This window comes from Streptomyces sp. NPDC093510 (genome assembly GCF_040683555.1).
Lineage (GTDB): Bacteria > Actinomycetota > Actinomycetes > Streptomycetales > Streptomycetaceae > Streptomyces.
In genome coordinates this window covers 49760-70659 of record NZ_JBFBEE010000013.1, presented here as the reverse complement: position 1 = coordinate 70659, position 20900 = coordinate 49760, and the positions used below count along the sequence as shown (strand labels likewise).

The 20900-nt window shown below is 71.9% G+C and carries 5 protein-coding genes; all 5 read left to right on the top strand.

Annotated features, from left to right (window positions below; translation table 11 throughout):
* The first annotated feature begins 17 nt into the window (after positions 1 to 17).
* The 5 genes from AB0N81_RS21760 (at position 18) to AB0N81_RS21740 (ending at position 20872) form a co-directional block, all read left to right on the top strand.
* Positions 18 to 2216: an ABC transporter ATP-binding protein gene (locus AB0N81_RS21760; protein WP_365361078.1), complete on the top strand. Its 2199-nt coding sequence runs from the start codon at positions 18 to 20 to the stop codon at positions 2214 to 2216.
* Positions 2217 to 2396: 180 nt separating this feature from the next.
* A complete protein-coding gene (locus AB0N81_RS21755) occupies positions 2397 to 3050 on the top strand; it encodes a response regulator transcription factor (protein ID WP_365360701.1) in 654 nt (217 codons plus the stop codon).
* A gap of 2 nt (positions 3051 to 3052) precedes the next feature.
* Positions 3053 to 4417, top strand: a complete 1365-nt coding sequence (locus AB0N81_RS21750; RefSeq protein WP_365360699.1) for a HAMP domain-containing sensor histidine kinase — start codon at positions 3053 to 3055, stop codon at positions 4415 to 4417.
* Between the two features lie 115 nt (positions 4418 to 4532).
* A complete protein-coding gene (locus tag AB0N81_RS21745; RefSeq protein ID WP_365360697.1) occupies positions 4533 to 16229 on the top strand; it encodes an amino acid adenylation domain-containing protein in 11697 nt (3898 codons plus the stop codon).
* Positions 16226 to 20872 (top strand): amino acid adenylation domain-containing protein, encoded by a 4647-nt coding sequence (locus AB0N81_RS21740; protein WP_365360695.1) that lies wholly within the window; start codon positions 16226 to 16228, stop codon positions 20870 to 20872. The genes AB0N81_RS21745 and AB0N81_RS21740 overlap by 4 nt, the downstream gene beginning before the upstream one ends.
* Positions 20873 to 20900: the final 28 nt, after the last annotated feature.

The following is a 20900-nucleotide window of genomic DNA, read 5'->3' as shown; positions in this document are numbered from 1 at the left end:
AGGAGGTTTTCGTGGCCATGATCGGCGGCCCGGGGCCGGTACTGATGCGGGGGATGGGTCCCGACGAGTCGGTGACCAAGCAGAAGATAAAGCCTGGCACCGCCAAGCGAATCCTCCCCTTTACGAAACCGTATCGCTTCAACATAGGCGTTCTCCTGGTCGTCACCGTGCTCAACGCGGGCAACGTGGTGGCCACGCCTCTCCTCTTCAAATACCTCATCGACGACGGCATCATGGACGGCAACACCTCGGTGGTCGTGTGGATCTCCGTCATCGTCGCCGTCCTCGCCCTGCTGAGCACCGGCTTCGGCTTCGCGGAGGCCTGGTACTCGGGCCGCGTCAGCGAGGGGCTCATCTACGATCTCCGCACCAAGATCTTCGACCATGTGCAGCGGCAGCCGCTGGCGTTCTTCACCCGCGCCCAGACCGGGTCCCTCGTCAGCAGGCTCAACACCGACGTCGTCGGCGCCCAACAGGCCGTCACGGCACTGCTGTCCACGGTGGTCTCCGCCGGCCTGACCCTGCTGCTGGTCCTCGGTGCGATGTTCTACCTGTCCTGGGTGGTCACCCTGGTCTCTCTCGTGGTGCTCCCGCTCTTCATCCTGCCGGGCCGGATCGTCGGCCGCAGGCTGCAGCGCATCATGCGGGAACACATGCAGGTCAACGCCGAGGTCGGCTCGTTCATGAACGAGCGCTTCAACGTGACCGGCGCCCTGCTCACCAAGCTGTACGGCCGCCCCGCGAACGAGACGGGCATGTTCTCCCGCCTGGCCCGCAAGGGACGCGACCTCGGAGTCCTGACCTCCGTCTACGGGAAGATGCTCTTCCTGACGATGACGCTCGTCGGCGCCATCGCCACCGCCCTCGTCTACGGCATCGGCGGCGCCCTCGTCATCGAGGGCACGTTCCAGATCGGCACCCTGGTGGCCCTCGCGACGCTGCTCACTCGGCTGATGGGCCCCATCAACCAGCTGTCCAGCGCGCAGACGAGCGTGCTGACCGCCCTCGTCAGCTTCGACCGGCTCTTCGAGATCCTCGACCTCAAGCCGCTGATCTCCGAGAAGCCCGACGCGGTGCCCCTGCCGGCCGCCGCGGCCACGTCCGCGGCCGACGGAAGCTCCCGGGCACCGGAGGTCACGTTCGAGAACGTGTCGTTCCGCTACCCGAAGGCCGCGGACGTCTCGCTCGCCTCGCTGGAGTCCATCGCGCTGCCCTCACAGGAGCGCGCGCAGAACACCTGGACCCTGCGCGACCTGACCTTCACCGTCCCCGCGGGCAAACTCACCGCGCTGGTCGGCCCGTCGGGCGCGGGCAAGACCACCATCACGCACCTCGTGCCGCGCCTCTACGACCCGGTCGAAGGCGTCATCCGGATCGGCGGCCACGACATCCGCGACGTGACGCTGAAGTCGTTGAACGACACCGTCGGCATGGTCACGCAGGACGCGCACCTCTTCCACGCGACCATCCGCGACAACCTCACCTACGCGCGGCCCGACGCCACCGAGCAGCAGCTGATCGACGCGTGCAGGGCCGCGCAGATCTGGGATCTGATCGAATCGCTGCCCGACGGCTTCGACACCGTGGTCGGCGACCGCGGCTACCGCTTCTCCGGCGGCGAGAAGCAGCGCGTGGCCATGGCCCGGCTGCTGCTCAAGGCCCCGCCCATCGTCGTACTCGACGAGGCGACCGCCCACCTCGACTCGGAGTCCGAGGCGGCACTCCAACGGGCCCTGAAGACCGCGCTGAAGGGCCGTACCTCGCTGGTGATCGCGCACCGCCTGTCCACCATCAGGGACGCCGACCAGATCCTGGTCGTCGACAAGGGCCGGGTCGAGGAACGCGGCACGCACGAGGAACTGATGCAACTGGAGGGCGTGTACGCGGAGTTGTACCGCACCCAGTTCTCCCGCCAGCCCTCGAAGAACGGCGCCGCGCCTGTGCCCGAGCCGGTCGGCGGCCCGCACGGCCCCGGCCCCGTACTGACCGGTGGCCCCGGCGGCCCCGGCGGACCGATGCCGGGCGGCCCGCACGGCGCGTTCCCCGGCGGCCCGGGAGTCTTCCTGACAGGACCCGGCGGGCCAGGCGGTCCGGGCGGTCCGGGCGGTCCGGGCGGTCCGGGCGGACCCGGTGGGCCTGGTGGACCTGGTGGTCCCGGCGGTCCGGCCCACCACGGCCAAGGCCCCGGCGGCCCACCGCCCCCCGGCCACGGCTGAGAAGAGCCTCCCCTCCGACGGCATCCGCGACGCGGCACCCCGCATCGCGGATGCCGTTCTGCCGCACGGACCCGGACCGGCCGCCCCGCCGGTACGCTGAACCGTGGCGGCGGGCTGTGACCAGTGTGTGACCCCCGCTCGGAGATCCTGGTCAGCCATGATCCATCGGGGGGTGGGGCTGTGAGGGTGCTGGTGGTGGAGGACCACACCGAACTGGCGGATTCCGTGGCCAGAGTGCTGCGCCGGGAGGGAATGGCGGTCGACGTCGTCCACGACGGCGAGGGCGCGCTGGAGCGCACGTCCGTCATCGACTACGACGTGGTCGTGCTCGACCGCGACCTGCCCACCGTGCACGGCGACGAGGTCTGCGGCGCCCTGATGTCGGAACCCGCCCGCACGAGAGTCCTGATGCTCACGGCGTCCGGGACGATCGCGGACCGGGTCGAGGGACTCAGCCTCGGCGCCGACGACTACCTCCCCAAACCCTTCGCGTACGCCGAACTGGTCGCGCGCATCCGGGCGGTGGCGCGCCGCGCCCAGCCGGCCGTCCCGCCGGTCCTCGTCCACGCGGACCTGCGGCTCGACCCGGCCCAGCGCATCGCGACCCGGGCCGGGCAGCGCCTCGCGCTCACCCCCAAGGAGTTCGCGGTCCTCGAATACCTGATGGCGTCCCGCGGCCGCGTCGTGTCCGCCGAGGAACTCCTCGAACGGGTGTGGGACGAGGCGACCGACCCGTTCACCACCACCGTCAAGGCCACCATCAACAGGCTGCGGCCGAAGCTCGGTTCCCCTCCGGTGATCGAGACCGTGCCCCGCGGCGGGTACCGGATCTGACGATGCGAAGCGAGATGCCGATGCGTCTGCTGCGTCTGCGAAGCGCGGCCCCCGCGGTCCCTGCGGCCCCCGAGGCCCGCGCGGCCCTGTCCCGGGCCGGACTCCTCTCCCGCCTCATGCCCCGACGGGTCCGCGTGCGGCTCACCCTGCTGTACGGCCTGCTGTTCGTCGTGTCCGGCGCCATCCTCCTGACGATCACCTACCTGCTGGTGAACCGCCCCAGCAACACTGTCCTCGTCAGCCGGCGAGGAGGCTCGGGCTCGCCCGGCGACGCGGGCGTCCACATGTACACACGCGACCAGGTCCCGGGCTCCATCGACAGCTTCGCCCACGAACAGCAGCAGCAGGCGGTGCGCCAGCACGCCGCGGAGATGCAGCACCTGCTCACCCAGTCGGGCATCGCACTGGCGATCATGACGGTGATCGCCATAGGGCTCGGCTGGCTGGTCGCCGGGCGCGTGCTGCGACCGCTGCGCACGATCACCACCACCGTCCAGCGCATCTCCGCGCACAACGTGCACGAGCGCCTCGCCGTCGAGGGCCCTGGCGACGAGCTGAAGGACCTGGCCGACACCGTCGACGGCCTCCTCGGCCGCCTGGAGGCCGCACTGGACTCCCACAAACGGTTCGTCGCCAACGCCGCGCACGAGCTGCGCACACCCCTGACCGTGGAACATGCGCTCCTGGAGGAGTCCCTGATCGACCGTGAGGCCACCGTGGACTCCTTCCGGTCGAACTTCGAGCGGCTCCTGACCCTCAGCGAACAGCAGGCCCGCCTCCTGGAGTCGCTGCTCACCCTGTCCGGGAGCGAACGCGGCCTCGACCGCAGGGAACCACTGGACCTGGCGGAGCTGACCGACACCGTGGTCCTCGGCTCCCGGCAGGAGGCCGTCCGGCGGGGAGTGCGGGTGGAGCCGCACATCGAGCCCGCGTTCATGTGGGGCGACGACGCCCTCGTCGAGCGCCTCGTCGCCAACCTCCTGGACAACGCCATGGGGTACAACGCCCCCGACGGCTGGGTGACGGTCGTGACCGGCGCGCGCAACGGACGCGCCTTTGTCCGTGTCTCCAACACCGGCCCGCAGATCCCGCCCGCCGGAGTCGGCCGCCTCTTCGAACCGTTCCAGCGCCTCGGCCGCACGGCCGACAACGGACACCACGGCCTCGGCCTGTCGATCGTGCGCTCCATCGCGACCGCCCACGACGCAACCCTGAACGCACACGCGCGCCCGCAGGGCGGCCTTGTCGTGGAAGTGGGCTTCCCCCTGCGGACCCCGGCTCCGCCCCTCCCGCACCAGTCGGCGGAACAGGCGGGAATGCCCACCTCGGACGGTCGCGCGCATTCCCCCCTCGGCCATAGCATTTAAGCCTCCGTGCGAGGCCGCGCGTAATTCCCAGTGCATACCCGTCCGGGATGCCTGAACGCGTACCCGTAACTCCGTCCAAGTGCGGAAAGTGCGCGGTTGGACGGCTCGTGCAGCCATGACCGCTCGTACGGCCATGACCGCTCGTACGGCCTTGACAGTCACATGGCCCGGACAGACGGAACAGCCGAGGGGAATTGCTCGGCCAGGGGGAATGATGAACGGCAAAGCTGCTCGCACCCTGCCCCTCCTTGACGCCCAGGAGGGAATATGGCTGGCACAACGCGTGGCGGGCTCACGGCGGTTGTACAGCGTCGGGCAGTACGTCGAGATATCAGGACCCGTCGACAAGAACTTGTTCGAGCGCGTACTGCGGCAGATGACACACGAGACGGAAATCCTGCACGCACGATTCGAGGACGACGGCGCCGGCGGATCACGGATGTCTTTTCCTGATCCACCGACGAACGAAATGACACGTGGCGGAGAGGAGGGCCCCGATGGGGAAACCCCGCTCACCGAATTCCTCGACCTCACCGCCGAGGGCGCCCCGAAAGGGGCCGCCGAAGCGTGGATGAGGGCGGAACTGAACCAGGAGATCGCCTCCCACGCCGACCGTCCCATCGCGTACGCGCTCTTCCGCCTGGCACCCGATCACCACATCTGGTACCAGCGTTACGACCACCTCCTGATGGACGCCTACGGCTGCTCCCTGCTCGCCCGCCGCGCCGCGCACCTGTACACGGCACTGCTCGACGGCAGGCGCCCCGCCCCGGTGGACCACGCGCCCCTGCGCGACCTGATGGAGCAGGAGTCCGCCCACCGCGCGTCGGAGCGGTACGAGGCCGGCCGACGGTACTGGCACGAGCACTTCGCGGACCGGCCGGACCTGACCGGCGTCCCCGGCCACCGGGCGACGACCGCGCCCGCCGAACCGGAAGCGGCCGGCGAGGTGCTGCGCGAGACCGGTCACCTGCCGCCCCGCGCCGTCGCGGCGCTGCGCGCGGCGGCCACGCGCGACGACGTGAGCTGGCCGCGCCTCGTCGTCGCCACGGTCGCCGCGTTCGTCGGCAGGCTGAGCGGCGGGGACGAGGCGATCCTGAGCCTGCCGGTCCCCGGCCGCACGAACGACCAGGCGCGACGCACACCGTGCACGATGGCCAACATCCTGCCGCTCCGCCTCCCCGTGACCCCCGACGCGAGCCTCCTGGACCTCGCGCGTAAGGCGGCCCGGGAGATCGACGACCTCACCGCCCACCAGGCTTTCCGAGGCGAACGGCTGCGCCGCGAGCTCAACTGGCCCACCGGCGACCGCTGGTACTTCGGCCCGTACGTGAACGTCATGCCGATGTCCGGCGAGACCCTGTCGTTCGGCGGCGGGCGGGCCGTCGTGCGCGACCTGTCGAGCCGCCGCGTCGAGGAGTTCGGCGTCCTGGTGGGCGCCGCGTCCGCGGACGAGGGCATGGAGGTCACCTTCGAGGCCGACTCCGCCATGTACGACCGCGCTTGGCTCCGCGAGAGCCACCGTGCCTTCCTGCGCTTCCTGGAACAGCTGACGGACGACCCGTCGCGGCAGGTGGGACGGGTGCCTCTGCTGGGCGGGGCCGAGCACGACATGCTCCTGGACGAATGGAACGCCACCGCGCGGCCGGTCGCGGCGGACACGGTCCCGAAACTCCTGACCCGCCACCTCGGCTGGTCGTCGGACGCACCGGCGGTCGAGGACGAAGAACAAACCATGTCTCACGGGGAGTTGGACGCGGCGTCCGGCCGTCTGGCGTCGTATCTGGCGGGTGTGGGTGTGGTGCGGGGTGATCGTGTCGCGGTGGTGATGGAGCGTTCCGTCGATCTGGTTGTGGCGTTGTTGGCGGTGTGGCGGGCTGGTGCGGCGTATGTGCCGGTGGATGTGGAGTATCCGGCGGAGCGGGTGTCGTTCTTGCTGGCCGACTCGGCGCCGGTGGCGGTGGTGTGCATGGAGGCGTACCGGGACGTGGTCTCGCCGGGTTCCGGGTCGCGGCTGGTGGTGCTGGACGACCCCCGGGTGAGTGCGGCCGTGGCAGGGTGCCATGCCGACGGGCCCGCGGTGCAGGTGGGCGCGCAGGACGTGGCGTATGTGATGTACACGTCGGGGTCGTCGGGTGTGCCGAAGGGTGTGGCGGTGCCGCACGGGAGTGTGGCGGGGCTGGTGCGGGACCCGGGTTGGTCGGTGGGTCCGGGTGACGCGGTGTTGATGCATGCTCCGCACGCTTTCGATGTGTCGTTGTTCGAGGTGTGGGTGCCGTTGGTGGCGGGTGGTCGGGTGGTGGTGGCGGGGCCGGGTGTGGTGGATGCGGAACGGATTCGTGCGGCCATCGATGGTGGTGTGTCGGTGTTGCATGTGACGGCGGGGATGTTCCGGGTGCTTGCGGAGGAGTCCCCGGAGTGTTTCGCGGGTCTGGGTGAGGTGCTGACGGGCGGCGATGTGGTGCCGGCGGGTGCGGTGGCGCAGGTGCGGGAGGCGTGTCCGGGGCTGGCGGTACGGCACTTGTATGGCCCCACGGAGATCACGCTGTGTGCGACCGCGCATGTGCTGCGGCCCGGTGACGGCGGGGGACGGTGGCTGCCGATCGGGCGTCCGTTGGCCAATCGTCAGGTGTACGTCCTGGATGCGGCGCTGCAGCCGGTCCCGGTCGGTGTGGTGGGGGATTTGTACGTGGCGGGGTCGGGCCTGGCGCGTGGCTATCCGGGGCGCTCGGGTCTGACGGCGGAACGGTTCGTGGCGTGTCCCTTCGGTGGGCGTGGGCGGATGTACCGGACCGGTGACCTGGTCCGGTGGACGGCTGACGGTGAGCTGTTGTTCATAGGCCGTGCGGACGAGCAGGTGAAGGTGCGCGGTTTCCGGGTGGAGCCGGGTGAGGTCGAGTCCGTTCTCGCCGCTCATGCGGGGGTGGGCCAGGCCGTCGTGGTGGCTCGCCGGGACGGCGGCCCGGGCGGAGACAAGCAGCTGATCGGATACGTCGTGCCGGACGAGCCGCAGCGGGAGCGCGGCGGCCTCGACCCCCGGGCGCTCCGCGAGTACGCGGCCGAGCGCCTCCCGGACTACATGGTCCCGGCCGCCGTGCTGCTGCTCGATGCGCTGCCTCTCACCGTCAACGGCAAGCTCGACCGTGCCGCCCTCCCGTCCCCCGACTTCGCGGCGGCTGCCGTCCGTGGCCCCGCGACGCCCGTGGAGGACGTGCTGTGCGGGCTGTACGGCGAGATCCTCGGCCTGGGGCGGGTCGGCACCGACGTGTCGTTCTTCGATCTGGGCGGGGATTCGCTGTCGGGGATGCGGTTGGTGGCGCGGGCGCGTGCGGTCCTCGATGTGGAGGTGGGGGTCGGGGAGTTGTTCGGGGCGCCGACGGTGGCGGGGTTGGCGCGGTTGTTGGGTGAGCGTGCGGGTGTGGGGGAGGGGCGGCTTGTGCTGCGGCCGTGGGTGCGGCCGGATGTGGTGCCGTTGTCGTTCGCTCAGCAGCGGATGTGGTTTTTGAACCGGCTGGAGGAGACGGTTCCGGGTGCGGCTTCGGCGTACAACTTGCCGTTGGCGTTGCGTATCTCGGGCGTGCTGGACGTGGCCGCGCTGGAGGCGGCCCTTGGTGATGTGGCGGACCGGCACGAGAGCCTGCGGACGCTCCTCCCCGAGGTGAACGGCGTACCCCGTCAGCACGTCCTCGAGGGCGAAGCCGGCCGGCCCGTGCTGCTGACCGTGGAGTGCACCGAGCGGCGGGTCGAAGAGGTGCTCGCGGAGGAGACGGCGCGCGGTTTCGACCTGCGCGTCGACCTGCCGTGGCGGGTGTGCCTGATGACCGTCGGCGCGGGTGAGTGCGTGCTGTCGGTGGTGGCGCATCACGCGGCGGTCGACGGCTGGTCGATGGGTGTGCTCGCGCGGGACCTGGAGACGGCCTATGCGGCGCGGTGTGAAGGGCGGGCCCCGGGCTGGGGCGCCCTGCCGGTGCAGTACGCGGATTACGCCTTGTGGCAGCGCGAGGTGCTGGGTGAACTGGATGATCCGGCGAGTGTGCTGAGCGGCCAACTCGCCTACTGGCGTGAAGCGTTGGCGGGTGTGCCGCAGGAGTTGGTGTTGCCGGTGGACCGGGCGCGGCCTGTTGTGCCGTCGTTCCGGGGGTGTCTGGTGCCGGTGGCGGCGGACGCCGGGACACATGGGCGGCTGGTGGAGGTGGCCGGGCAGGGCCGGGCGACGATGTTCATGGTCGTGCACGCGGCCGTCGCCCTGTTGCTTTCACGCCTGGGGGCAGGGGACGACATCCCGTTGGGGACGCCGGTCGCGGGGCGGGGAGATGCGGGGCTGGAGGAGCTGGCGGGGTTCTTCGTCAACACCCTCGTCCTGCGGGCCGATATGAGTGGCGACCCGACCTTCGCCGAGCTGGTGGAACGGGTGCGGGCCACGGACCTGGCGGCCTACGCGCACCAGGACGTTCCCTTCGAGCGCCTGGTCGAAGAGGTCAACCCGGCACGTTCCGTGTCCCGCAACCCCCTCTTCCAGGTGATGCTCGCCCTGGACAACGTGCCCGAACCGCAGTGGCGGCTTCACGGCGCGGAGGTGCGTTCCGCCTCGATGATCGCTCCGGCAGCCCGCTTCGACCTCGCCGTGACCTTGACGGAACGGCGTGACGGGCGCGGTGCCCCCGCCGGGCTCGACGGGGAGATCCTCTGCACGGCCGACCTCTTCGACGAACACACCGCGCGGGCGCTGGCGGACCGTCTGGGCCGAGTCCTCGAGCAGGTCGCCGCCGGCCCGCACCTCCGCCTCAGCGAGATCGACATCCTGACGCCCGCCGAACGCTCGCAGACGCTGGAGCACTGGAACGACACGGCTGTCCCTGTCCCTGTCCCCGACGCGTCCGTGCCGGAACTGTTCGCCGCGCACGTGAAGCGCGCGCCCGACGCGATGGCGGTGCGGTGCGGCCCGGACGCCTTGTCGTACGGGGAGTTGGATGCGGCGTCCGGTCGTCTGGCGTCGTATCTGGTGGGTGTGGGTGTGATGCGGGGTGATCGGGTCGCGGTGGTGATGGAGCGTTCGGTCGATCTGGTTGTGGCGTTGTTGGGGGTGTGGCGGGCTGGTGCGGCGTATGTGCCGGTGGATGTGGAGTATCCGGCGGAGCGGGTGTCGTTCTTGCTGGCCGACTCGGACCCCGCGGCGGTGGTGTGCACCGAGGCGTTCCGGGACGTGGTCTCGCCGGGTGCCGGGTCGCGGCTGGTGGTGTTGGACGACCTCCGGGTGAGTGCGGCCGTGGCAGGGTGCCATGCCGACGGGCCCGCGGTGCAGGTGGGCGCGCAGGACGTGGCGTATGTGATGTACACGTCGGGGTCGTCGGGTGTGCCGAAGGGTGTGGCGGTGCCGCACGGGAGTGTGGCGGGGCTGGTGTCGTCCGGTTCGGGCTGGTCGGTGGGTCCGGGTGACGCGGTGTTGATGCATGCGCCGCACGCTTTCGATGTGTCGTTGTTCGAGGTGTGGGTGCCGTTGGCGGCGGGTGGTCGGGTGGTGGTGGCCGGGCCGGGTGTGGTGGATGCGGAACGGATTCGTGCTGCCATCGATGGTGGTGTGTCGGTGCTGCATGTGACGGCGGGGATGTTCCGGGTGCTTGCGGAGGAGTCCCCGGAGTGTTTCGCGGGTCTGGGCGAGGTGCTGACGGGCGGCGATGTGGTGCCGGTGGGTGCGGTGGCGCGGGTGCGGGAGGCGTGCCCGGGTCTGGCGGTACGGCACTTGTATGGCCCCACGGAGGTCACCCTCTGTGCGACGGCCCACCTGCTGCGGCCTGGCGACGAGGCGGGCCGGGCGCTGCCGATCGGCCGCCCCCTCGCCAATCGTCAGGTCTACGTCCTGGATGCGGCGCTGCAGCCGGTCCCGGTCGGTGTGGTGGGCGAGTTGTACGTGGCCGGCTCGGGTCTGGCGCGCGGCTACCTGCACCGGCCCGGCCTGACGGCGGAACGCTTCGTCGCGTGCCCGTTCGGTGAATGCGGGCGGATGTACCGGACCGGTGACCTGGTCCGGTGGACGGCTGACGGTGAGCTGCTGTTCATAGGCCGTGCGGACGAGCAGGTGAAGGTGCGCGGCTTCCGTGTGGAGCCGGGCGAGGTCGAGTCCGTTCTCGCCGGGCACGAGGCGGTCGGCCAGGTGGCGGTGGTGGCCCGCGAGGACCGCCCCGGCGAAAAGGTGCTGGTCGCCTACGTCGTGCCCGGTACGCGACGGAGTCCCGACCCTCACGAGATACGTCAGTACGCGGCCGCCCGGCTCCCGGAGTACATGGTCCCGGTGGCCGTGCTGCTGCTCGACGCGCTGCCTCTCACCGTCAACGGCAAGCTCGACCGCGCCGCCCTCCCGGCCCCGGACTTCGCCGCCCGAGTGTCCCGGCGCGAACCGCGCACACAGACCGAGGAGATCCTGTGCGGCCTGTTCGCGGAGGTGCTCGGCCTGGAGTGGATCGGCATCGAGGACGGCTTCTTCGATCTGGGCGGGGATTCACTCTCCGGGATGCGGTTGGTGGCGCGGGCGCGTGCGGTCCTCGATGTGGAGGTGGGGATCGGGGAGTTGTTCGGGGCGCCGACGGTGGCGGGGCTGGCGCGGGTGTTGGGTGAGCGTGCGGGTGTGGGGGAGGGGCGGCTTGTTCTGCGGCCGTGGGTGCGGCCGGATGTGGTGCCGTTGTCGTTCGCTCAGCAGCGGATGTGGTTTTTGAACCGGCTGGAGGAGACGGTTCCGGGTGCGGCTTCGGCGTACAACTTGCCGTTGGCGTTGCGTATCTCGGGCGTGCTGGACGTGGCCGCGCTGGAGGCGGCCCTGGGTGATGTCGCGGACCGGCACGAGAGCCTGCGGACCGTCCTCCCCGACACCGACGGCGTCCCCCGCCAGGAAATCCGGCACGGTGCCGCGGGGCGTCCGTCGCTGACCGTGGTGCAGGCCGACGAGAGCGTCCTCGACCGCGTGCTCGCCGGGCAGCTGGCCACCGGCTTTGATCTGCGCACGGATATGCCGTGGCGCGTGTGCCTCGTGGTGCTGGGCCCGGGGGAGTGCGTGCTGTCGGTGGTGGCGCATCACGTGGCGGTCGACGGCTGGTCGATGGGTGTGCTCGCGCGGGACCTGGAGACGGCGTACGCCGCGCGGTGCGAGGGGCGGGCCCCGGGCTGGGACGCGCTCCCGGTGCAGTACGCCGACTACGCGCTGTGGCAGCGCGAGGCGCTCGGCGAGCTGGACGATCCGGCGAGTGTGCTGAGCGGTCAACTCGCCTACTGGCGTGAAGCGTTGGCGGGCGTCCCGCAGGAGTTGGTGCTGCCGGTGGACCGGGCGCGGCCGGTTGTGCCGTCGTTCCGGGGGCGCCTGGTGCCGGTGGCGGCGGACGCGGGGACGCACGGGCGGCTGGTGGAGGTGGCCGGGCAGGGCCGGGCGACGATGTTCATGGTCGTGCACGCGGCTGTCGCCCTGTTGCTGTCACGCCTGGGAGCCGGGGACGACATCGCCGTGGGCACACCGTCGGCCGGGCGTGGGGACGCGGCGCTGGAGGAACTGGCGGGGTTCTTCGTCAACACCCTCGTCCTGCGGGCCGATCTGGGCGGCGACCCGACCTTCGCCGAGCTGCTGGAACGGGTGCGGGCCACCGACCTGGCGGCCTACGCACACCAGGACGTCCCCTTCGAGCGCCTGGTCGAGGAGCTGAACCCGACCCGCTCGCTCTCCCGCAACCCGCTCTTCCAGGTGATGCTCGCCCTCCAGAACATCCCCGAAGTCGCCTGGGAGCTGCCGGGCGTCGACGTCCGGCCCGCACCGCTGCCCCCCGAACTCTCCGCCCGCTTCGACCTGGCGGTTTCCATGGTCGAGCGGCGCGACGAGCGCGGCGCCCCCGCCGGGCTCGACGGCGAGATCCTCTACGCGACCGACCTCTTCGACGAACACACCGCGCGGGCGCTGGCGGAGCGCCTGGCCCACGTACTCGAACAGGTTGCCGCCGACCCGCACCTCCGCCTCAGCGAGATCGACGTCCTGACGCCCGCCGAACGCACCCGTGTCGTCGAGCACTGGAACGACACGGCGGCCGTGGTCCCGGACGCGTTGGCGCCCGAGCTGTTCGGCCGACAGGTGGCGGCGTCGCCGGATGCGGTGGCGCTGGTGCGGGGTGAAGAGCGCCTGACCTACGGCGAGTTGGGCGGGCGGGTGTGCCGTCTCGCCCGGTGGCTGGTGGGTGCGGGGGTGGGGCCCGAGGTGCGGGTGGCCGTGGTGGGTGAGCGGTCGGTGGAGCTGGTGGTGTCGCTGCTGGCGGTGTCGTCGGCGGGTGGGGTGTTCGTCCCCGTCGACGCGGGCTATCCGCCGGAGCGGGTCGCGTACGTGCTGGCTGACGCGGATCCGGCGGTGGTGGTGTGCACGGTGGCGTCGCGGGGCGTGGTGCCCGAGGAGTTCGCGGGGCGGGTCGTGGTCGTGGACGACCCGGTGGTGGCGCGCGAGGTGGGGAGGCTACCGGCCGGCCCGGTGCGGGACGGGGAGCGGCCGGTGCCGCTGACGGCTGGCCATGCCGCGTACGTCATCTACACCTCCGGGTCCACCGGCACACCCAAAGGTGTCGCGGTGTCGCACCACGGGCTGCGGAATCTCGTGGCGGAGAACGTGCGGCGGTACGCGGTCGACCCGGACAGCCGCGTGCTGCAACTGGTCTCGCCGAGCTTCGACGTCTCCCTCGCGGACATCTGGCCCGCTCTCTGCGCCGGCGGCCGGCTCGTGCTCGCGCCGACGCGGCTCGACATCTCCGGCGAGGAACTGGCCCGCCTGGTGCGCGCCGGGCGCATCACCCACGCCGCGATTCCCCCCTCCTTCCTCTCGCAGATGCCGCCGGACGAACTGCCGGACCTGCGCCTGCTGATCACGGGCGGCGAGGCCATGCCCGCCGAGGTGCGGCGGCGGTGGTCGGCAGGCCGCGCCATGTACAACCAGTACGGCGTCACCGAGTCGACGATCATCTCCACGGCGGGGCTGATCCGGCACGGCTCATCGGACGGCGAAGGGCCGCCGCCGATCGGCCGTCCGGTCACCAACACCCAGGCGTACGTGCTGGACGCGTCCCTGCGGCCGGTGCCGGTGGGCGTGCCGGGCGAGCTGTACGTCGCCGGGGCCGGACTCGCCCGCGGCTACCTGGGACGCCCCGGACTCTCCGCCCAGCGCTTCGTGGCGAACCCCTTCATGGTGGACTCCTTCCAACCCGGCCGACGGATGTACCGGACCGGCGACGTGGTCCGCTGGACCCACGACGGCGAACTGGTCTTCGCCGGCCGCGCCGACGACCAGATGAAGATCCGCGGACACCGCGTCGAGCCCGGCGAGGTGGAGGCCGCCCTCGCCGGGTGCCCCGGCGTGCGCCACGCCGCCGTGACGATCAGGGAGGACCGCCCCGGCGAGCGCCGCCTCATCGGCTACGTAGCCGCCGAAACGGGGACGGTCGACGGCGGAACGGTCCGCGAATACGTCGCCGGTGTGCTCCCCGAGTACATGGTGCCGACCGCCGTGCTGGTCCTGGACGCCCTCCCGCGCACCGCCCACGGCAAGGTCGACCGGGCCGCGCTGCCCGCCCCCGACTTCGCGGAGCGCGTCACGAGCCGGGAGCCGCGTACGGCGGCCGAGCGCATCCTCTGCGACCTGTTCGCAGACATGCTGGGCCTCGACCGGGTGGGCGCCGAGGACGGCTTCTTCGAACTGGGCGGCGACTCGATCAGCTCGATGCAGCTGGTGTCACGGGCGCGTCGTGCCGGGCTGGTCGTGACGCCCCGGCAGGTCTTCGAGGAGAAGACCCCGGAACGCCTCGCGGAGGTGGCGGAGCTCGCCGGGGACGAGACCGCGGCGGACGACGACGGTGTCGGCGAGGTGCCGTGGACGCCGGTCATGCGGGCCTTCGGCGAGAAGGTCGCGGGCCCCGGGTTCACCCAGTGGACGACGGTGGGCGCCCCGCCCGACCTCGGCCTCGACACCCTCACGGCGGGCCTCGCCGCCCTCCTCGACACCCACGACATGCTGCGCGCCCGCACGGTCCCCGACGAACCGAAGCTGATCGTCGGCGAGCGGGGTTCGGTCGACGCGTCACCCCTGGTGTCCCGCGTCGACGCGACGGCTCCCGTGGGGGAGACGGGGAGCGGTGCCGCGTCCGTAGCGCGGGACGTTGCTGTGCGGGGGGCCCGGGGGGCCCGGGGGGCCCGGGGGGCCGGGGGCGCCTCGGAAGCTCCGGGCGCCCCGCGGGCCGCGCACACCCCGGACGGCGACGGGCCGGGAGCGCTGTCCGCTGACGTGTCCGTGGCGCGGCAGGTTGCCGTGCCGGGTGCCTCGGAAGCCTCGGGCGTCCCGCGGGCCGCGCAGGCCCCGGACGCTGTCGCGCCTGAAGCGCTGCCCGCTGCCGCGTCCGGAGCCGGGCACAGCACCGTGCCCGAAGCTCCGCCCGCCACCGCCCCGGGGGCTCCGCCCACCCCCACCCCCACCTCCGAAGATCTGGACTCGATCGCCGGCAGGGCCGCGCGTGAAGCTGCTCGGATGCTTGATCCGGAGGGGGGCGTGATGGTGCGGGCGGTGTGGGTCGACGCCGGGCCCGGCCGGACCGGGCGGGTGGTTCTGGTGGCGCACCATCTCGTGGTCGACGGCGTGTCCTGGCGCGTGCTGCTTCCCGACCTGCGGGCCGCGTGCGAGGCGGTCGCCGCGGGGCGGGCGCCTCGGCTCGACCCGGTGGGGACGTCGTTCCGCCGCTGGTCGCAACTGCTGGCCGAGCAGGCGACCGACGAGCGGCGCACCGCCGAGCTGGCGGACTGGCTGGCCCTGCTGGGCGAGCGCCAACAGCCCCTGACGCGCCGCGCGTCGGACCCGGCCGTCGACACCGCGCGGACCCTGCGCCGCCGCTCCTGGACCGTCCCGTCGGAGCAGGTGGAGACCCTGGTGGGCCGGACACCGGCCGCCTTCCACTGCGGAGTGCACGAGGTGCTCCTCGCCACCTTGGCGGGCGCGGTGGCGCACTGGCGCCCCGACAGCGTGTCGTCCGGAGGGCTGCTGCTCGACATCGAGGGGCATGGGCGTGAGCCCGTGGACGGGACCGATCTGCTGCGGACGGTGGGCTGGTTCACGAGCGCGCACCCGGTGCGGCTCGACGTGACCGGCGCCGACCTGGACGGCGCTATGGCGGGCGGCCGGGCTGCCGGTACGTTGGTGAAGGCCGTCAAGGAGCAGGTGAGGGCGGTCCCCGGCGACGGGCTCGGGTACGGGTTGCTGCGTCACCTCAACCCCCGGACGGCCCCGGTCCTCCGGGCCGCCCCGACGGCACAGATCGGCTTCAACTACCTGGGCCGGTTCGCTGCGGGAGCGCGAACGACGGCAGGAACGGGCTCAGGGGAAGCGGCAGGAACGAGCTCGAGGGAAGCGGCAGGAACGAGCTCGAGGGAAGCAGCGGGAACGGCCCCACGAACCGCTCGGACCGGCCAGGTCGGACCCTGGCAGCTCGCCGGACCGGCGGGAACCGGCGGCACGGACGGCTCGGACACCCCGGCCCCGCACGTCCTCGAAGGGATCGCGGCCGTCCGGGACACACCGGCGGGCCCCGAACTCACCGTCACGCTCAGCTGGCCGGGACGGCTCCTCACCGAAGCCGACGTGGAACGACTCGGCCGGACCTGGGTGCACATGCTGACCGGCCTTGCCGCACACACCGACGACCCCACCGCGGGCGGGCACACCCCGTCCGACTTCCACCTCCTCGACCTGGAGCAGGACGAGGTCGACCAGTTCCAAGCGATAGCAGCGAAGCTCGAGGGAGGCCTGTCCCGGTGAAGTCTTCAACCGCCGCCCACGGCTCGGCCCTGGCCGAGGTGTGGCCCCTGTCCCCGTTGCAGGAAGGGCTGCTGTTCCACGCGGACTTCGACGACCGGGGCCCCGACGTCTACGCCGTCCAGTTCCTCCTGGACGTGGCGGGACCGTTGGACGCGGGGCGGCTGCGCGCCTCGTGGGAGGCGCTGCTGGGCCGGCACGCGGCGCTCCGGGCCAGCTTCCACCGCAGGAAGTCCGGCGAGGCCGTACAGCTCATCACCCGCAACGTGACGCTGCCCTGGCGCGAGGCCGACCTCACGGACCTCACCGAACCGGACATGACCGAGCAGGCGGAGAAGCTGGCCGCACAGGAACGCGCCCAGCGTCTCGACCTGACCGTGCCCCCGCTGCTCCGCCTCCTCCTCGTACGGCTCGGCGAGAAACGGCACCGCCTCGTCGTGACGTCCCATCACCTCCTGATGGACGGCTGGTCGATGCCGGTCCTCCTCGACGAGCTCTCCCAGGTGTACGAGGCGGGCGGCGACCCGTCCGTACTCAAGCGCGCGGCCTCCTACGGCGAGTACCTGGCGTGGCTGGGACGCCAGGACAAGGAGGCCGCGCGCGCCGCCTGGCGGGCCGAGCTGGCCGGCGTCGACGAGCCGACGCTCGTCGCTCCTGCGGACCCGAGCGGCGCCCTCGTCCTGCCTGACGAGACCTCCCTGCGGCTCTCCGAAGAGGACACACGGGCCCTGACCGAGGTGAGCCGAGCCCACGGGCTCACGGTGAACACGCTGGTGCAGGGCGCGTGGGCACTCGTCCTCGCGCGCCTCGCCGGCCGCACGGACGTCGTCTTCGGCGCGACCGTCGCGGGCCGTCCCGCCGAACTGCCGGGCGCGGAGTCGATGATCGGCCTGCTCATCAACACGCTCCCGGTACGCGTACGCCTCGACGGCACGCAACCCGTCGCCGACATGCTGGCCCGGCTCCAGGCACGCCAGTCCGGCCTGATCGCCCACCAGCACCTGGGCCTCGCGGACATCCAGCGGCTCGCGGGCCCCGGAGCGGTCTTCGACACCCTCGTGGTCTACGAGAACTACCCGAACCCTCCCGCCCGTTCGACGGACGCCGACCTGCCCGCCTTCTCCGCCTCCGCGGGACACCAGGCGACCAACTACCCCGTCACACTCGGCGTCCTCGTCACCGACCACCTCCACATGCGCGTGACCTCCCGGCCGGACCTGGTCGCCCGGGAGGAGGCCGCCGAGATGGGCCGACGGCTCATCCGCGTCCTCCAGCAGTTCGTGGCCGACCCGTCGACACCGGTGGGCCGGATCGATGTGCTCGGCACACCGGAGCGCGAACTGGTCGTGGACCACTGGAACGACACGGCGGCCGAGGTCCCGGACACCTTGGTCCCCGACCTGTTCGCCGCGCACGCGGAGCGAGCGCCCGATGTGACGGCCGTGCGGTGCGGCTCGGACTCCTTGTCGTACGGGGAGTTGGAGGCGCGGGCGAACCGTCTGGCCCGGTATCTGGTCGGGCTCGGCGTCGGCCCGGAAACACGTGTGGCCCTGTGCCTGCCGCGTGGCGTCGACGTCGTCGTGGCGGAGCTGGCGGTGTGGAAGGCGGGCGGCGCGTTCGTGCCGCTGGACCCGGAGTACCCGGCGGACCGGCTGTCGTTCATGGTGGCCGACAGCGGGGCACGGCTCGTCCTGGGTGCGGGGGAGGGCCTGGCCGGGACAGCAGCGGGCGTGGCGAAGGTGGTGTCGCTGGACGAGACGGCTGTCGCGGAGGCGGTGGCGGCCGAGTCCGACACACCTCTCGGCTGCCGCCTGACGCCTGATCAGCTCGCCTATGTCATCTATACGTCGGGTTCGACGGGCCGTCCCAAGGGTGTGGGGGTGGCGCATGGTGGCGTGGCGAATCTGGCGGCGGCGATGTGTCCGGTGATGGGGGTGGCCGAGGGTGTCGCTGTGCTGCAGTTCGCGTCGTTCAGTTTCGACGCGGCGGTGCTGGATGTGGCGGTGACGCTGTCCGGTGGCGGCACCCTGGCGGTCGCCTCGGCCGAGGAGCGCGCGGAGCCGACAGCGCTCGCGGAGATGATCGAGTCGACCGGAGTCACCACGGCCAGCGTCGTGCCCTCCCTCCTGGGAGTCCTGGACCCGTCGGCGGTCCCCGGCGTACGCGACTGGGTCCTGGGAGCCGAGCTGCTGACCGGGGAACTGGCGAGCCGTTGGACGGCGCGGGCACGGGTGTGGAACACCTATGGCCCGACCGAGGCCACCGTCATGGCCACCGCAGGGCCCGTGGACACCGCGACCGGCCCGTCCGACGCCCCGCCCCCGATAGGCCGCCCGCTCGGGAACGTACAGACGTATGTCCTGGACGGTTTCCTGCGCCCGGCCCCGGTGGGTGCGACGGGGGAGCTCTACGTGGCGGGGCCTGGTGTGGCCCGCGGTTATGTGGGCCGGTCCGACCTGACGGCGGAACGTTTCGTTGCGTGCCCCTTTGGTGCGGGTGGTCGGCGGATGTACCGGAGCGGGGACCTGGCCCGCTGGACGGCCGAGGGGCAGCTGACCTTTGTCGGCCGTGCGGACGAGCAGGTGAAGGTGCGTGGGTTCCGGGTGGAGCCGGGCGAGGTGGAGGCGGTGCTCGCGGCGCATCCCGGGGTGCGGCAGGCCGCGGTGGTCGCCCGCGAGGACCGACCCGGCGACAAACGCCTCATCGGCTACGTGGTCCCGGTCGCGGGCCACCGGGGCGTCGACGACGGCGCCCTCCGCGCTTACGCAGCGGGAAAGTTGCCGGAGTACATGGTGCCGACGGCGGTCGTCGCCCTGGACGCACTCCCGGTCACGGTGAACGGAAAGCTCGACCGAGCCGCTCTCCCCGCACCGGACTTCACCGAACGCATCTCGGGCCGTGAGCCGCGCACGGATGCGGAGCGGGTGTTGTGCGATCTGTTCGCCGAGGTGTTGGGGCTGGAGCGGGTCGGGGTCGAGGACGGTTTCTTCGAGCTGGGCGGCGACTCGATCAGCTCGATGCAGCTGGCCTCACGGGCCCGCCGCGCGGGGCTGATCGTCACGCCCCGCCAGGTGTTCGAGGAGAAGACACCGGAACGTCTGGCGGCTGTCACGCAGACCTCCGGTGAGGCGAGCCCCACTGTCGACACCGGCGTCGGTGAGGTGCCGTGGACGCCGGTCATGCGGGCGCTGGGCGAGCGGGCGGCAGCACCGGGTTTTGCGCAGTGGGTGGTGCTGGGAGCACCGGCCGGGCTGGGTCTGGACGTCGTTACGGCCGGCTTGAGCTGCGTACTGGATACACACGACATGCTGCGGGCCCGCACTGTTCCTGGCGAGGCGAAAATGCTCGTGGGTGAACCGGGGTCGGTCGATGCCGGGGCTCTGGTCTCGCGTGTCGACGCGAGGGGTGTCGGACCGGAGGCGCTCGGGGAGGTCGCCGTGCGGGCCGCGCGGGAGGCGGCGGGGCGGCTGGACCCGGTGTCCGGTGTGATGGTGCGGGCGGTGTGGGTGGACGCGGGCCCCGACCGCCCCGGCCAACTGGTGCTCGTAGCGCACCACTTGGTGGTGGACGGGGTGTCCTGGCGTGTGCTGGTCCCGGATCTGCGGGCCGCGTGCGAGGCGGTGGCTGAGGGCCATGCGCCGAAGTTGGAGCCGGTCGGCACGTCGTTCCGGCGCTGGGCGGAACTGCTGGTCACGCAGACGACCGACGAGAGCCGGGCCGCGGAACTGGACGGCTGGCTGGACCTGCTGGGGGAGCACCGACCACCCCTTGCCCGGCGCCAATTGGACTCGTGCATCGACACCGTGGGCACCCTGCGCCACAAGGTGTGGTCCGTGCCGCCGACGCAAGTCGAGACCCTGCTGGGCCGTACGGCGACCGCCTTCCACTGCGGCGTCGACGACATCCTGCTCGCAGCGCTGGCGGGCGCGGTCACGCGCTGGAGGCCGGAGACGGTGTCCGGGCTCCTGCTGGACGTGGAGGGGCACGGCCGCGAGCCGATCGGAGAGGTCGACCTGGCACGCACGGTCGGCTGGTTCGCCAGCGCCCACCCCGTCCGGATCGAGACGACCGGCATCGACCTCGCGGAGGTACCGACGGGCGGACCTGCGGCCGGGTCGCTCCTCAAGGCGGTCAAGGAACAGGTGCGCGCGATCCCGGGCGACGGGCTCGGCTACGAGCTGCTGCGCCACCTCAACCCCCGGACCGCCCCCATACTCCGGTCCCGTCCCACCCCCGAGATCGGCTTCAACTACATGGGCCGCTTCACCACCGACATCAGTGAAAACCCGGTGGCGGCATGGCAGTTGGCGGGGGAGACGGCCATCGGAGGGACGTCCGACCCGGACATGTCCCTCCAACGCCTCCTGGAAGCGGGCGCGATGGTCCGGGACACCACGGGTGGACCCGAGCTGACAGTCACCTTGAGCTGGCCCGGCCACCTCGTGACGGAGGCCGAGGCCGAGCACCTCGGCCGGACCTGGGTGGAGATGCTGGGCGGTCTCGCCGACCACACGGACGCCCCCGCCGCGGGCGGCCACACGCCCTCCGACTTCCCCCTCCTCGACCTGGCGCAGGACGAGGTCGACGAGTTCGAAGGTCTCGACGCATTCGATGACCTGGACGGCTCCGCAGAACGCCCCAGCTGATTTCGACCCACTCGAGCACATCGCCGTT